The organism is Lentzea sp. NPDC003310 (assembly GCF_040610935.1).
Lineage (GTDB): Bacteria > Actinomycetota > Actinomycetes > Mycobacteriales > Pseudonocardiaceae > Lentzea.
Genome location: NZ_JBEXNC010000007.1, coordinates 116,929 through 131,938, shown reverse-complemented (window position 1 = coordinate 131,938; position 15,010 = coordinate 116,929). Strand labels below are relative to the sequence as shown.

The window sequence follows — 15,010 nt, the reverse complement described above, 5'->3', positions numbered from 1 at the left end:
CTTGGCTCTCATGAACGAGGATAACGCAGCTGCTCGCGTTATCGAGCACCTGAGAGCGGCGGCACAGTCCGGGCAGACCGGTGACCGGATGCCCTCGGTGCGCGACCTGATGGCGCGGCACCGGGCCTCGCCCGCGACCGTCCAGCAGGCGATCCAGCGCGTGGCGGCCGAGGGACTCGTCGAGGTGCGGCCCGGCCGGGGCAGTTACGTGGCGCCGAAGGAGACCGCCGTCAGCCACGACCTGTCGTGGCAGGCCGTGGCACTCGGCGAGGGCAGGCCGGGCGAGGACCTCGTGGCGAACCTCGTCGCGGTACCCAAGCCCGAGGCCATCCCGCTCACGAGCGGCTACCTCGACCCCGGCCTGCAGCCGACCGAGGCGCTCGGCGCCGCGCTGAGCCGTGCGGCCCGCCGGCCCGCGAGCTGGGGACGCGTTCCGGTCGAGGGCAAGGAGGAGCTGCGCGCGTGGTTCGCGAAGGAGGCCGGTGGTGAGCTGAGGGCCGGCGACATCACGGTGTGCGCGGGTGCCCAGGAGGCGCTCGCGACCGTCTTCCGCGGGCTCGGCGAGCGCGGTGACGCCGTGCTGGTCGAGTCGCCCACCTACCTCGGCGCGATCGCGGCGGCACGCGATGCCGGCCTCAAGGTCGTGCCGGTGCCCGCGGATCAGGACGGCGTGCGGCCGGACCTGTTGCGCGCCGCGTTCGAACGCACGGGCGCGAAAGTCTTCTACTGCCAGCCGTTGCACGCGAACCCGCACGGCGCCGTGCTGTCCGACGAGCGCCGGGCCGAGGTCATGCGGATCGTCCGGCACGTGGGCGCGTTCCTCGTGGAGGACGACTGGGCGCGCGGCTTCACCGTCGACGGCGTCGCGCCGCCGACGCTGGTCTCGCAGGACACCGACGGGCACGTCGTCTACGTCCGCTCCCTCACCAAGGTCGCGGCGCCCGGACTGCGCGTCGCCGCCATCGGGGCGCGCGGACCGGCGGGCACCCGGCTGAAGAACACCAGGTCCCGGCAGGACCTGTACGTCGCGGGTCCGTTGCAGGAGGCGGCGATCGACTTCGTGACGTCGCCGGCGTGGCGGCGCCACCTGCGCACGCTCCAGCAGTCCTTGAGGGCCAGGCGTGACGCTCTGGCCCGCGCGGTCGCCGAGCACCTGCCGGAGTTCGAGGTCGCGCGGTCCTCCGGCGGACTGCACCTGTGGGCGGCGCTGCCGGACGGCGTGGACGACCTGGAGCTGACGACGGCGGCCGCGGCACGCGACGTCGTGGTGTTCCCCGGCCGGCCGTGGTTCGCGGCTGAACCGCCGGGCAGTTTTCTCCGTTTGACCTACGGCGGCGCACCCGAGCACGTGCTCGCCGAGGGCGTCCGCCGGCTGGCCGACGCCGTGTCCGCGGTCCGGCGGTGACCGCATCGGGTGAATTGCATCGTTCGTTAACTTGACTCACTCCAGAAAAGACGGCAGGGTGGCGGACGTGCCCACGGCTTCCGATTTCGAGCGCCTGCTGCGTGGAGCGTCGCTTCGGGTGACCGCCCCGCGGATGGCTGTGCTGTCCGCAGTGCACTCCCACCCGCACGCCGACACGGACTCGATCATCGGCGTCGTGCGTCAGAACCTCGGTGCGGTCTCCCACCAGGCCGTGTACGACGTGCTCCGAGCGCTGACCGGAGCCGGCCTGCTGCGCAAGATCGAGCCGCAGGGCTCGGTCGCGCGCTACGAGGCGCGCGTCGGGGACAACCACCACCATGTCGTGTGCAGATCCTGCGGTGCGATCGCCGACGTCGACTGCGCGGTCGGCCACGCGCCCTGCCTGGACGCATCCGACGACCACGGGTTCGTCATCGACGAGGCCGAGGTCATCTACTGGGGCTCCTGCCCCGAGTGCACGACCGCCGCGAAAAGTTCCTGAACACCCGGAAGGATTCCCGTGTCCGACAGCACTGACGCCAAGGTGAGCGAGTCGAAGGGTGAGTGCCCGGTCGCTCACGACCGGCGCAGCCACCCCAGCGAGGGCGGCAGCAACCGTGACTGGTGGCCCAACCAGCTCAACCTCCGGATCCTCCGCAAGCACCCCGTCCAGGCGAACCCCATGGGCGGTGACTTCGACTACGGCAAGGCGTTCCTGACCGTCGACCTCGACGAGCTGGCGCGCGACGTCGACGCCGTGCTCACCGAGTCGAAGGACTGGTGGCCCGCGGACTTCGGGCACTACGGCCCGTTCATGATCCGCATGGCGTGGCACAGCGCGGGCACGTACCGCACCCACGACGGCCGCGGTGGGGCCGGCGCGGGCATGCAGCGCTTCGCGCCGCTGAACAGCTGGCCGGACAACGGCAACCTGGACAAGGCCCGCCGCCTGCTGTGGCCGGTCAAGAAGAAGTGGGGCGCCAAGGTCTCCTGGGCCGACCTCATGATCTTCACCGGCAACCGCGCGCTGGAGACCATGGGCTTCACGACCTTCGGTTTCGCCGGCGGCCGCAACGACGTGTGGGAGCCGGACGAGGACGTCTACTGGGGCCCGGAGACCGAGTGGCTCGGCGGCGACTCCCGCTACAGCGGTGAGCGCGACCTGGAGTCGCCCCTCGCGGCCGTCCAGATGGGTCTGATCTACGTCAACCCCGAGGGCCCGAACAGCAACCCGGACCCGCTGGCCGCCGCCCGCGACATCCGCGAGACGTTCGGCCGCATGGGCATGAACGACGAGGAGACCGTCGCCCTCATCGCCGGTGGCCACACCTTCGGCAAGGCGCACGGCGCCGGCGACCCGTCGCTGGTCGGCTCGGAGCCCGAGGGCTCGCTGATGGACGCGCAGGGCTTCGGCTGGGTGAGCACGCACGGCACCGGCAAGGGCCGTGACGCCATCACCTCCGGCCTCGAGGTGACCTGGACGCAGCAGCCCACCAAGTGGACGAACCTGTTCTTCAAGAACCTGTTCGAGTTCGACTGGGAGCTCACCAAGTCCCCGGCCGGCGCCCACCAGTGGAAGCCGAAGGGCGACCAGGGCGCCAACACCGTCCCGGACCCCGAGGACGGCACGCTCAACCGCCAGCCGATGATGCTGACCACGGACCTCTCGCTGCGGTTCGACCCGATCTACGAGCCGATCTCGCGCCGTTTCGCCGAGAACCACGAGGCGTTCGCGGAGGCCTTCTCCCGCGCCTGGTTCAAGCTGACCCACCGCGACATGGGCCCGATCCAGCGCTACCTCGGCCCGCAGGTGCCGCAGGAGGAGCTGATCTGGCAGGACCGCCTGCCCGTCCGCGACTTCGAGCTGATCGACGCCGCCGACATCGCGTCGCTCAAGGCGAAGATCCTGGAGACCGGTCTCTCGATCTCGCAGCTGGTCAAGACCGCGTGGGCCTCGGCCTCGTCGTTCCGCCAGAGCGACAAGCGCGGTGGCGCCAACGGTGCCCGCATCCGCCTCGAGCCGCAGCGCGGCTGGGAGGTCAACGAGCCCGACCAGCTCGCCCAGGTGCTGCGCACCCTCGAGGGCGTGCAGGAGGCGTTCAACAGCTCCGCGACCGGCGGCAAGAAGGTCTCGCTGGCCGACGTCATCGTCCTCGGCGGTGCCGCCGCGATCGAGCAGGCCGCCAAGGCCGCGGGCCACGACGTCGAGGTGCCGTTCCTCGCGGGCCGCACCGACGCCACCCAGGAGCAGACGGACGCCGAGTCGTTCGCCGTCCTGGAGCCCAAGGTCGACGGCTTCCGCAACTTCGGCAGCAAGGCCAACCCGCTGCCGTCGGAGTACCTCCTGATCGACAAGGCGAACCTGCTCGGCCTCTCCGCCCCGGAGATGACCGTGCTGGTCGGCGGCCTGCGCGTGCTGGGCGCCAACCACGGCGGTTCGCAGGCGGGCGTCCTCACGGCCAAGCCGGAGACGCTGACCAACGACTTCTTCGTCAACCTGCTCGACATGGAGACGGAGTGGAAGTCGGTCACCGACGACCAGGAGCACTTCGAGGGCCGCGAGCGCTCCAGCGGCACCGTCCGCTGGACCGCCACCCGCAACGACCTGGTGTTCGGCTCGAACTCCGAACTCCGCGCCGTCGCCGAGGTCTACGCGAGTGACGACGCCTCCGAGAAGTTCGTCCAGGACTTCGTCGTGGCGTGGAACAAGGTCATGAACGCGGACCGGTACGACGTCTGATCCAGCTCCACCCGAGGACCCCAGGCCACTCCCCCGGCCTGGGGTCCTCTCCGCATTCGCGGCCGGGAGGCCGTGCGCTGGATCCGAGGCCGTTCGTTCATCGGTTACTTCGCCGCGGTGGTCGCGGCCGTCGTTCCCGCAGGAGTGATCCTGCCGTTGCCCGCCTGGACGCTGCGGTGAGACGTTGATCGTTGTTGCCTCCCAAGGGTTGTCTGGTCATTCGGTCTTAAGCCGGATGACGATGCGGGCGACGGTGACCGCGTTGAGGTAGGACTGGGCGGCCTTGTCTTGCGAGCGTGATCGAACCGGTGGGCATGCTCGCCCCGGCCAGGCCAAGAAGGGCGAACAGCGCGGGCTCCCATTCGCCGGTACCGCCAGGTGTCATCGGCAGCTCAGGGCGTTCTTCCCAGGACTCGCGGAGAACCACGGTCACATCGCCGAGTTCGGGCAGCGCCGCCACCACCAGGCGGCGGACGGGTACCCGAACGGTGGCATCCGCAGCAGGTTCAGGTGGCCAGGCCGCCCCATTCCTTGAGGCGGTTCGTGCACCGCTCGACGGCGGCGCAGCTGCTCCCGGATGACACGGCTGGCACAAGCCTTGTCCGACGGCACGCGGTCGGGCTTGGAACGCACCCGGCCCGGACCTGGCGTCACAGCGGCGGATCCCGGCCATGACCTGTTCGAGCCGCGGCGCATCACCGGCCAGACCGTGTGCGGCTGAAACCCGATTGCCCGGTTCGACGACGAGTTCAACCGGGTCCGCCTCCACTTCGCCGACGGCGGTGAGGAGAGCCGGAGTGCGACCACCTCCGGCTGTGGTCGAAGACCTCCGGTTCCCACGCGTCGTGCGAAGGTTGCAACCGTGCTGTGCAGCCACGGCGCTGCGCTCCGGGCATGAGCGCGGCGAACTGCTGCAACCTCCTTCCTCCCTGCAACGCCCGCCGGTCGAGCCACACTGCTCTCGGTTCCGGCTGCCGTGCTCCAGCAGCTGTTGTTCGGGACGTGGCGTCAACGCCGCACGCGCGGCAGCACCACCGTCTCCTCCGGATCGCCCTTCGAGCGTTGCCTCAGCCTGGTGACCAGGAACAGCACGACCGCCACGGCGACGGCTGCCAGCACCAGCTTCTGGAACACGCCCGCGTAGGACTCGACGCGGTGCCAGTTCTCGCCCAGCAGATAGCCGGCGCTCACGAAGACCGTGTTCCAGATCAGGCTGCCCAATGTCGTGAGGATCAGGAACTTCGGGAAGTTCATGCGCTCCACGCCCGCCGGTAACGAGATGAAACTGCGGAAGAGCGGCACCATTCGGCCGAAGAACACGGCTTTGGTGCCGTGGCGCTGGAACCAGGCCTCGGTCCTGTCGAAGTCGGTGACCCGGACCAGCGGGATGCGAGCCACCAGCGCTCGGGTCCGGGTGCGGCCGAGCAGGACACCCGCGTAGTAGACGATCACGGCGCCCGCCATCGAGCCCAGCGTGGTCCAGAACAGCGCCGCGGGCAGGCTGAACACGCCCTTGCTCGCGGAGAAGCCGGCCAGGGGCAGCACCAGTTCGCTCGGGATCGGCGGGAACAGGTTGTCGAGGCCCACGACCACGGCCGCGCCCACGCCTCCCAGTGACTCCATCAGCGAGACGGCCCAGTCAGCCAGCATTGCGTTTCCCCCTCGGGTGAACGGCGAATCGGTCGAGGTCAACGCTAGGAATGGGGAGGGCGGTGGACCACGTGGCTTTCCGTCGGGATTCGTGGGGGAAACCGCAGTTCGATATTGCGGTAAACCGCAATGCCGGGGCGCGGGGCGGCCAGTACGGTGGCGAATGTGCAGCAAATGGAGCGGCTGAGCGCGGGTTCGCTGGTGCGCGGGTGGTTCCGGATGCTCGTCGGGCTCGTGATCGGGTCGGTCACGGGTCTGGCCGGGCTCGCCGCCGCGGCGGCCGACGTGGGCGTGGTCCGGCTGACCGAGTACGAGTTGGGCAGGATCGCGCGGTTCGACCGGGTCGTGCACACGAATCCGCTGACGCGCAAGGGATGCCGGCGCTATCTCCTGGCGCGGTGGCTGGTCGGTGCCCTCGGCGCCGGCGTGGTGTGGATGCTGGCGTTCTGGTACACCGTCGCGATCTCGATGGTCACGGCGTGGCTCTTCGACGGGGATTGGGGGTTCATAGAGGACAGTGACCGGGTCACTCTCGGCTTGCTCGCCCTGGTGGCGATCCCGGGTGCGCTGGTCATCTTCGTGACGACGGCCGGTGTCGTGGGCGTCGCGGTGCTGGACCGGTGGCTCGCCACCACGTTGCTCGGGACCAGCCAGCAGGCGTTGTTGCGCGAACGGGTCGCGGAGCTGACGAGCACGCGGGCCGACGTGATCGAGGCCATCGACGACGAACGGCGGCGGATCGAGCGCGACCTGCACGACGGTGTCCAGCAGCGGCTGGTGGCGCTCGGCATGCTGATCGGCCGGGCGAAGCGGGCCAAGGGCGAGGAGCAGCTGCAGGAGTTGTTGCGGCAGGCGCACGACACGGCGGGCGAGGCCATCGACGAGCTGCGCGAGGTCGCGAGTCGCGTCTACCCCGCGGTGCTGGACGACGCGGGGCTGGACGCGGCGCTGGAGGTGCTGGCGGAACGGTCGAGCGTGCGCGTCGACCTCGGCAACGGGCTCGCGGAGCCGCCCGGCACGGCGCTGGCGACGGTGATCTACTTCGTGACGTCCGAGGCGGTCACCAACGCCGCGAAACACGCGGACGCGTCGCTGGTCGAGATCCGCGTGGGGCCGGACGGGGAGGACGGCATCACGGTCGTGGTGCGCGACGACGGTGTCGGCGGGGCGGACCCCACCGGCACGGGGCTGTCCGGGTTGGCGAGGAGGGTCAAGGCGGTGGACGGCGAGTTCGAGGTGACGAGCCCGCCGGGTGGACCCACCACGGTCTACGCGAGGGTGCCGTGCGGGTGATCCTGGCCGAGGACTCGACGCTGCTGCGCGAGGGCCTCGTCCGGTTGCTGGCCGAGGAGGGGCACGACGTGGTGGCCGCCGTGGGCACCGCGCCGGAGCTGCTCGCGGCCGTCGAGGAGCACCGGCCGGACGTCGTGGTCACCGACGTGCGGATGCCGCCGGACCACAAGGACGACGGCATGCGCGCCGCTCTGGAGATCCGCGAGCGGTGGCCGGAGGTGAGCGTGCTCGTGCTCTCGCAGTACGTCGAGAACCGCTACGCCACCGAGCTGATCACGAGCACCGGCGGCAAGGTCGGCTACCTGCTCAAGGACCGCGTCGCGCAGGTGGACGAGTTCCTGGAGGCGCTCGACAGGGTCGCGGCGGGTGGCGCGGCGTTCGACCCCGAGGTCGTGCGCCGGCTGCTGACCAGGACCAGCCACGTCGACCCGCTCGACACCCTGACCGCACGGGAGAAGGAGGTTCTCGAACTGATGGCGCAAGGCCTCACCAACGCCCGCATCTCGGCACAGCTGCACATCTCGCAGAGCTCGGCGGAGAAGCACATCAACGCGATCTTCGACAAGCTCGGGCTCTCCGGGTCGTCCGGGCTGAGCCGCCGCGTGATGGCGGTGGTCCGCTACCTGGGCAGCTGATGGCGGTCGAACGCGGCACGTTCAACGACGCCGTCGTGGAGCCGGGCAAGTGGGTGAAGCGGTACCCCCGCCGCGACCTCGCGGACGCCCGGCGACGGGCGCGGGCGCTGCGGCTGATCTCACGGCTGGACCTGCCGTTCGCGGTGCCGGAAGTCATCGACGACCGGCTGGACCTGCCGCTCGGGGAGGCCCACGTCGTGATCTCGTACGTGCCCGGCGAGCAGGCCGGGACCGCGAGCGACGAGGCCGTCCGCGAGGTGCTCGACGCGTTGGCCGCGGTCGAGCCGACCGAGGAACTCCTCGCACTGCTGGACGAACCGCTGCGTCACGCGGGCGGCACGCACACCGCGGAGACGATCCGCGAGCACGTGTTTCCGTTGCTGGACAAGGATGAACGCGCCCAAGCCGAGGAGGTGCTGCGGCGGTTCGCGGAGCTGCCGGAGGCGAAGGGCTTCGTGCACGGCGACCTGGCACCGGTGAACCTGCGCTGGCACAAGGGAAAGGTCAGCGGGATCATCGACTGGGACTTCGCCTGCGCGGGCGATCCCGCCCTGGACGCGGCCTCGTTCGCGAACTACGGCTGGCCGCTCGTCCGACGGGTGCGGCCCGAGTTGTACGAACGGGCGCGCACGCACGCCGCGATGTTCCCACTGACCGGCGCGGTGTCCGCACTTCTGCAGGACAGCGACCCAGCGCGGTTCCTCGCCTGGTTCCGCCGCCGCTGCGCGGTCCGCGAACACCCACCGGCCAGCTGACGGGCCTCGCTCCAGGACGCAGTGGGAGGGGTGTCCGTGGGCAACGCGTTCGCCGCCGGGCAAGCCGGCGCCAAGATGTGCTCACCGTCACAGGCATCCCGAGCGCACTCACCCGGTCCGAGGTGCCGGCCGCGGACAAGGTGCCGAGGACGAGCTCGACGACCGGGCGCTCCCTCTCAGGTCATCGTGCTCGGCGCTGCGACAACCCGGTGCCACCGCGCCCAGGCCGACCGGCCGGCGCCGGTGCCGATCCCGGGCGGCACTGATCTTGGGAGTGGTGCTCCTCGGTGCCGGAATCGTCCTGCTGCGGGCGACTTCACCCGGACGGAGGACTTGATCACTATGATGGGTGAGTGCCCCTGAGTCGTCGACCTCTCGCGTCACTCGCTGCGCTCGCGCTGGTCAGTGCGGTCACAGCGTGCACGAACGCCGCGGTCGGCGACCCGGTCGGAGTACCCGTCGAGCAGCAAAAAACCACGTCAACGAAGAAGCCGCCGCCGGCCGCGCCCCCGCGGGACAAGATCAAGCTCACCGTCGAGAACGGCCGTCAGAGCCCCGGCACGGTGATCGCCGGCGCCGGGGACGCGCCCTACAACTACGCACCGGCCGTGATGGTCGACAACGGCAAGGTGCGGGCGTGGTGGTGCAGCCAGCTCAGCGCGGCGCCGCCCGGTGGTGACGACATCCTCTACAGCGAGGGCCCGACCGTCGCCGGACCGTTCTCGACGGCGGTCCCGGTGTTCTCCGGCAGCGGTGGCAGCTTCGACGCGATGCACACCTGCGACCCGTCGCTGATCAAGATCGGCGACACGTACTACATGTATTACACCGGCGCGGCGCGGGACAACCACGCGAACGGCAGCTCGGTCGGCGTCGCGTCCAGCAAGGACGGCATCTCCTGGACGCGCGAGGCGGGCGGCAACTCGATCGTCGCGCCCGCCGGGGACAACATCCGCGAGAACACCTACGGCGCAGGCCAGCAGTCGGCGATCTACCTCGACGGCTGGGTGTACCTGATGTTCACCGACACCACCGGCCTCGCCTCGCACCAGAACGGCGCGGGGCAGTACGTGCTGCGCTCGAAGGACCCGACGTTCACCAAGGGCGTCGAGGCGCTCGGCAAGCAGGGCTTCAAGGCCGTGACGACGAACAACGGCCCGCGCACGAGATCGGTGGTCGAGGCGTTCAGCGCGGACTGGATGTGGATCGAGGCGGCGTCGTCGTTCGCCATCGCCCACGAGACCGACGACGGCACCACCATCACGTTCTGGAACAGGGACTTCACCCGCCACCCCTTCCAGGCCGTGGTCATCCCCGGCCCGTGGAAGGAAGGCCCCGGCCTGCTGCGCACCCCCGAGGGCCACGCCCCGGTCGACGGCAGGGACCCGTGCGGCCGCGTCGGACTGGACGTGCTGCGCGGCACCATCGAGGGTCCGGCGGGGCCGACCAACATCTCGCACTTCGGCCTCGACGCGATCGGCCTCAAGGGCTGCGCCACCGCGAGCGAGGTCCGGTCGCTGAACGGGTTCGCGGTGCCGTCCCCGGAACGCACGCTCGACGTCGTCGTGGGCGGCAACGTGATGCGCTTCGAACGCCGGTCGGTGGCGCAGAAGTTCGCCCGCGGTGTGCTCGGCACCCGGCCCGCGGGTGTGGAGGCGCTGAAGCTCGCGTTCTCCGTCCCCGCCGGGGCACCCGCCGTGAGCAATCCGGCCGGTCAGATCGGGCTGCTGCTCGACGGGAAGCTGTGGGTGATCGGGTCGGCCGAGATCGCGGCGCTGAACTCGTCCACGATCACGTCGGTGAGTGCCGAGCAGTGGGCCAAGTACGAGCGCCTGCCGGATCTCGTCCGCCGCTGAGTTCCGAGGCCGAAGCGGACACGGGGGACCGAACAGTGGCTGTCACGACCGAACGGGCCAGAGCACTAGCGGACGAGGTCGTACCGCTGCCCGACGAGCCGCGGCACGAGCGGGCGTGGCTCGGGCTGCTGGCGGGTTTCGTCGCCTCGATGGCGTTCCTGCTGCTCATCCCGCCCGGCTGGGCGCGGCTCGACCGCCTGTGGGCGGAGGACGGCGCCCGGTTCGTGGTCGACGCGGTGCGGTCGCCGGTGCTCGACAACCTGGTCGACCCGTACGGCGGCTACCTGCACGCCCTGCCCCGCCTGGTGGCGCAGCTGGTCGCGCTGCTGCCGTTCGAGTGGGCGGCCGCGGGGTTCGCGGTCTGCGCGGCGGTGTTGCGGGCGCTGGTCGCCCTGATCACGTTCTCGGCCTCCAAGGCGTACCTGCGGTCGGGACCGATGCGGTTCGCGCTGGCCTCCCTGGTCGTCGTGCTGCCGGCGGGCAACTCCGAGACCTTGAACAACATGACGAACCTGCACTGGTTCCTCCTGTACGGCGTCTTCTGGGCGTTGTTGTGGCGCAACGCCCCGCGTGTGCCGGTCGCGGTGTTCGTCGTCCTCGCCGCGCTGTCGAGCCCGCTGGTGTTCGTCCTGGCGCCGATCGCGCTCGTGCGGCTTCTCCAGCCGCGCCGGGAGGTGCCGATCGCGTTCCTCGCCGCGCTGGTCGTGCAGGGCCTGACGATGGCGTTCGCGTCCCGGACGCCGTACTCGCACGACGAGGTCGACCCGGTGCAGGTGCTGCTGGCGAGCCTGCTGCGGGTGCCCGTGGTGGCGTTCCTCGGTTCGGAGCGGACCGGCGACTTCTACCCGGCGGACGGCAACATGGTGATCCTGTTGTCGCTGCTGACGGCCGCCGTGCCGATCGCGCTGGGGTTGTGGTTCGGCGACCGCGCCGGGCGGACGCTCGCGCTGGTGGCGGTCGGGTACAGCGTGGTCGTCATCGTCGCGTGCCTGGTGCTGAACTGGTCGCAGGCGCTGCAGGTGCAGGCACCGGACGTCGTGATGGCGGCGCAGCGTTACAGCATCGCGCCGTGCCTGTTCCTGTTCACCGCGATCTTCGTCGGGTTCGACGTGACGCCGCCGAGGCTGTGGCAGCGCCTCACCGTCGGCGGCAGCCGGTACGTCGTCGGGTTCCTCGTGCTGACCAGCGTCATCGCGCACCTGCGGGCGCCGGAGACCGTGCTGCGGGGGATCCCGTGGGACGAGAGCCTGGCGCGGGCACGGGCGGAGTGCGCGGCGGGCGCACCGGAAGCGCGGCTGGAGCACGAACCGCAGGACTGGTTCTTCATCGTGCCGTGCGCATCGGTGCGCTGACCCCGGCTACGCGCGCCGGACGAACTCGCGGAACGAGAGCGGTGGCCTGCCCGTCACGTCCTGCACGGTCGTGGTGACGCGGTCCTCCGCTCCCCCGCGGATGTCCTCGTCGAGCCCGGCGAGCAGGGCGGCGAACTCGCGCGGCAGGCCCGCCGCGATCCGTTCGGTCATCTCCTCCGCGCTGACCGAACGGTGCCGCACGGGCCTGCCGGTCACCTCGGTGATGATCGCCGCGGCGTCGGCGTAGCTGAGCGCCTGCGGACCGGTGATCACGTGATCGGTGTTGTGCGGCACCGGATCCGTCAACGCGCGGGCGGCCACCGCGGCGATGTCGCCCGCGTCGACGAACCCGACGCGCCCGTCCCCCGTGGCCGTGACGATCTCGCCGGCGCGCACGCCGTCCGCGAGGGGGTGGTCACCGGTGAAGTTCTGCATGAACCAGGACGGCCGCAGCACGGCCCACTCCGGCAGGGCGCGCACGAGTGCGGGGAGAGCGCCCATCCCCGAAGCGCTCTCCGGCACCGCGGACGAGCTCAGCAGTACCACCCGCCGCACGAGCCGCGCTCGAGCGAGCAGCGACTCGACCACCGGGACGGGGTCGACGACCCCGATCGGGGGGATCAGGTAGATCTTTCTTATCCCCTCGAGCGCGGTCTCAAACGTCGCGGGCACGTCCCAGTCGAATCGGACGTGGTTGTCCCGCACGGGTTTCCTGGTGCCCACCCGGGCCTCGGGCAGCAGCGACGCGAGACGGGCACCGGTCGTGCCGGTACCGCCGATGATCAACGTGGTCACGCGATCTCCTGTGCCAGCAACGGGTTCCAGTAGTCGCGGTAGTGCGCGATCTCGCCGTCGCGGGTCGTGATCACCGCGATGTACGAGGCGCGGTAGGGCTTGCCGGTCGCGACCACGACGCCCTCCGCGTCGAACTCGGCGACGAGCACGTCCGGGTCGGTGCTCTGGTGCACGACCTGCTTCGGGAACGCCCGGATGTCGAGCATCTTCGGGTAGTCGCGCAGGTAGTCCTCGATCGCGGCACGTCCCTCGACGCGCGCGGGCCAGCCGGGCGGCGCGAACGGGAACTCCATCACGCCGTCCTCGGCCCACAGGCCCGCGAAACCGATCATGTCCTTGTCCAGCAGCAGTTGCAGTGCCCTCGGGATGAGGTCCACGACGCCTCCAACAGAAATGGACGATACGGTACCGTCCCGTCCTCCATGATAGGCGGGACGGGACCGTATCGTCCAGTCCTATGATGTGCGCCATGACGAAGCGCACCCCGACCGGCGCCGCCGTACTGCAGCCCCAGGTGACGCGGGCGATCACCGACGCCGTGTTCGACGAGCTCGCCCTGCACGGCTACGGCCGGCTGTCGATGGAGGCGGTCGCGAAGCGCGCGGAGGTCGGCAAGAGCGCGCTGTACCGGAGGTGGCCCTCCAAGCAGGACATGGTGGTCGCGGCGCTGTCGGAGTTCTCCGTGCCGCTGGCCGAGGTGCCGGACACGGGGTCGTTGCGCGGTGACCTGCTGGCCACCGTCACGGCGGTGCACGACTGGTTGACGCACCCGCGGTTCGCGACGGTCCTGCCCGACCTCACCGCCGAGGCCGTGCGCAACCCGGCGCTGTCCGAGGCGATCGCGGCGATGATCGGCGAGCCCCGCCGCGCGCTCGGCGCGGTGACGCTGCGGCGGGCGGTGGACCGGGGCGAGCTACCGGCCGACCTCGACCTCGAGATCGCCCTGGACCTGGTCGCGGCACCGGTCTACTGGCGCCTGTCCGTCCGGCGCGCCGCCGTCGAGGCCGACTACCTCGAACGGCTGGTGGACCACCTGGTGCGCGCCCTTCAGTGCTGATAGCTCGGGTAGTCGACGTACCCGTGCGGGGTCTGGAAGAAGGTCTCCTGCCCGGCGTCGACGAGCGGCAGGCCGAGGCGGAAGCGTTCGACCAGGTCCGGGTTCGCGAGGTAGGACCGGCCGTAGCTGATCAGGTCGGCGCCGTTCGCGAGCCAGCGCTCCCCGTCCTCGCGCGTGCTCACCTTCGGGCCGATCTGGCCGCCGGGGTTCAGGATCCACGCCGTCGGCCACACCTTGCGCAGACCCATCAGCACCTCGTCGTCCACTGTGGCCAGCACGTGGACGTAAGCGATGTCCGGCAACGCTTTCAGCAGCTCGGCGTAGAGCACGGGCACGTTCTCCTCGACGATGCCCTGGATCTCGCCGCCGGGTGAGAGCCGGATGCCGACGCGCTCCGGTCCGATGGCCTGCGCGGCCGCTTCGACCGCCTCGACGGCGAACCGGATGCGGCCGGAGATCGAGCCGCCGTAGCCGTCGGTGCGGTCGTTCGCGCTGGAGGACAGGAACTGCTGGATCAGGTACCCGTTGGCGCCGTGCAGCTCCACGCCGTCGAACCCGGCCTCGACGGCCCGTCGTGCCGCATCCGCGAAGGCCTGGACCTGCTCGGCGACCTCGGGCGTCGTGAGGGCGCGGGGCACGGGCGCGGGTGCCATGCCGGTCGGCGTGAACACGTCGGTGCCGGACGCGATCGCCGACGGGCCGACCGGGTGGTGGCCCGCGACCTCGACGTGGCCGATCCGGCCGCCGTGCATGAGCTGGGCGAAGATCCGGCCGCCGTTGGCGTGCACGGCGTCGGTGACGACGCGCCAGGCCGCGACCTGTTCGTCGGTGTGGACGCCGGGCATGAACGGACCGGCCTGCCCGACGGCGTTGGGGTGCACGCCCTCGGTCACGATGAGGCCGGCGGTGGCGCGCTGGGCGTAGTAGGTGGCCGTGTCCTCGGTCGGTTTGCCGTCGACGGCCCGTGCGCGGGTCATCGGCGCCATCACGAGGCGGTTCGGCAGGGTCAGGTTCCCGAGGCGGTAGCTGGTGAGGAGCATGCCGCCTAGGCTAGGAACCTGACATTGACGTCAGAGGTAGCTTTTGTGGCGGAGGTCTCATGCGCATCGGTGAGCTGGCGGAACGCACGGGCGTGAGCGTGCGCGCGTTGCGCTACTACGAGGAGCAGAAGCTCCTGGCGTCCGAACGCAGCGGCAGCGGGCAGCGGCGGTACGACGAGAAGGCCGTCACCAGGGTGAAGCTGATCCAGCAGCTCTACGGCGCGGGCATCTCCAGCGCGTCGATCCTCGAGATGCTGCCGTGCGTGGTGACGGGGGTGGCGGCGCCCGAGGTCATGGCCAAGCTGATCGGGCACCGCTCGTCGGTGGTCAGGCAGATAGAGGAGCTGCAGGAGACCCTCCTGCAGCTCGACCGGGTGATCGCGGGTGCCACGGAGGCCTACGCGACCGGGAAGCCGTGCCCGCCCCAGTGAG

15 protein-coding genes are annotated in these 15,010 nt (G+C 70.7%); 10 read left to right on the top strand and 5 right to left on the bottom strand.

Features of this window, described 5'->3' with window-relative positions:
- Positions 1–10 precede the first annotated feature (10 nt).
- The 3 genes from ABZX02_RS15650 to katG all read left to right on the top strand — a co-directional run bounded on the left by ABZX02_RS15650 (position 11) and on the right by katG (position 4,145).
- Positions 11–1,405, top strand: coding sequence for a PLP-dependent aminotransferase family protein (locus tag ABZX02_RS15650; RefSeq protein WP_355298629.1), 1,395 nt, complete (start codon positions 11–13; stop codon positions 1,403–1,405).
- A 67-nt stretch (positions 1,406–1,472) separates the two neighbouring features.
- The gene (locus ABZX02_RS15645) at positions 1,473–1,907 is read left to right on the top strand and encodes a Fur family transcriptional regulator (protein ID WP_355298627.1); all 435 of its coding nucleotides are present in this window, start codon (positions 1,473–1,475) and stop codon (positions 1,905–1,907) included.
- 18 nt (positions 1,908–1,925) lie between these two features.
- Positions 1,926–4,145, top strand: a complete 2,220-nt coding sequence (gene katG / locus ABZX02_RS15640; protein ID WP_355298625.1) for a catalase/peroxidase HPI — start codon at positions 1,926–1,928, stop codon at positions 4,143–4,145.
- A gap of 429 nt (positions 4,146–4,574) precedes the next feature.
- Here katG and ABZX02_RS15635 read toward each other — a convergent pair whose 3' ends face one another.
- Positions 4,575–4,778, bottom strand: coding sequence for a hypothetical protein (locus ABZX02_RS15635; RefSeq protein WP_355298624.1), 204 nt, complete (start codon positions 4,776–4,778; stop codon positions 4,575–4,577).
- A 375-nt stretch (positions 4,779–5,153) separates the two neighbouring features.
- Complete coding sequence (locus ABZX02_RS15630; RefSeq protein ID WP_355298622.1) at positions 5,154–5,795, bottom strand: DedA family protein; 642 nt, start codon at positions 5,793–5,795, stop codon at positions 5,154–5,156.
- A 174-nt stretch (positions 5,796–5,969) separates the two neighbouring features.
- Between ABZX02_RS15630 and ABZX02_RS15625 the strand changes: the two genes are divergently transcribed.
- The 5 genes from ABZX02_RS15625 (at position 5,970) to ABZX02_RS15605 (ending at position 11,686) form a co-directional block, all read left to right on the top strand.
- The gene (locus tag ABZX02_RS15625; protein ID WP_355299132.1) at positions 5,970–7,088 is read left to right on the top strand and encodes a sensor histidine kinase; all 1,119 of its coding nucleotides are present in this window, start codon (positions 5,970–5,972) and stop codon (positions 7,086–7,088) included.
- The gene (locus ABZX02_RS15620; protein ID WP_355298621.1) at positions 7,079–7,723 is read left to right on the top strand and encodes a response regulator transcription factor; all 645 of its coding nucleotides are present in this window, start codon (positions 7,079–7,081) and stop codon (positions 7,721–7,723) included. Before ABZX02_RS15625 ends, ABZX02_RS15620 begins: the two co-directional genes overlap by 10 nt.
- Complete coding sequence (locus tag ABZX02_RS15615; RefSeq protein WP_355298620.1) at positions 7,723–8,478, top strand: aminoglycoside phosphotransferase family protein; 756 nt, start codon at positions 7,723–7,725, stop codon at positions 8,476–8,478. Before ABZX02_RS15620 ends, ABZX02_RS15615 begins: the two co-directional genes overlap by 1 nt.
- Positions 8,479–8,831: 353 nt before the next feature.
- Positions 8,832–10,334: a beta-xylosidase gene (locus tag ABZX02_RS15610; RefSeq protein ID WP_355298618.1), complete on the top strand. Its 1,503-nt coding sequence runs from the start codon at positions 8,832–8,834 to the stop codon at positions 10,332–10,334.
- A 35-nt stretch (positions 10,335–10,369) separates the two neighbouring features.
- On the top strand, positions 10,370–11,686 hold the full coding sequence (locus ABZX02_RS15605) for a hypothetical protein (protein WP_355298616.1): 1,317 nt from the start codon (positions 10,370–10,372) through the stop codon (positions 11,684–11,686).
- Between the two features lie 6 nt (positions 11,687–11,692).
- On the opposite strand, the gene ABZX02_RS15600 is transcribed toward ABZX02_RS15605, so the two are convergent.
- Both ABZX02_RS15600 and ABZX02_RS15595 read right to left on the bottom strand, forming a co-directional pair.
- Positions 11,693–12,481 (bottom strand): ergot alkaloid biosynthesis protein, encoded by a 789-nt coding sequence (locus tag ABZX02_RS15600; RefSeq protein WP_355298614.1) that lies wholly within the window; start codon positions 12,479–12,481, stop codon positions 11,693–11,695.
- On the bottom strand, positions 12,478–12,858 hold the full coding sequence (locus ABZX02_RS15595) for a nuclear transport factor 2 family protein (RefSeq protein WP_355298612.1): 381 nt from the start codon (positions 12,856–12,858) through the stop codon (positions 12,478–12,480). Before ABZX02_RS15595 ends, ABZX02_RS15600 begins: the two co-directional genes overlap by 4 nt.
- Positions 12,859–12,950: 92 nt before the next feature.
- Between ABZX02_RS15595 and ABZX02_RS15590 the strand changes: the two genes are divergently transcribed.
- Complete coding sequence (locus ABZX02_RS15590; RefSeq protein ID WP_355298610.1) at positions 12,951–13,538, top strand: TetR/AcrR family transcriptional regulator; 588 nt, start codon at positions 12,951–12,953, stop codon at positions 13,536–13,538.
- Here ABZX02_RS15590 and ABZX02_RS15585 read toward each other — a convergent pair.
- Positions 13,529–14,578: an alkene reductase gene (locus ABZX02_RS15585; RefSeq protein ID WP_355298608.1), complete on the bottom strand. Its 1,050-nt coding sequence runs from the start codon at positions 14,576–14,578 to the stop codon at positions 13,529–13,531. The genes ABZX02_RS15590 and ABZX02_RS15585 overlap by 10 nt on opposite strands.
- A 59-nt stretch (positions 14,579–14,637) precedes the next feature.
- On the opposite strand from ABZX02_RS15585, the gene ABZX02_RS15580 reads away from it, so the two are divergent.
- Positions 14,638–15,009: a MerR family transcriptional regulator gene (locus ABZX02_RS15580; RefSeq protein WP_355298606.1), complete on the top strand. Its 372-nt coding sequence runs from the start codon at positions 14,638–14,640 to the stop codon at positions 15,007–15,009.
- Position 15,010 lies beyond the last annotated feature (1 nt).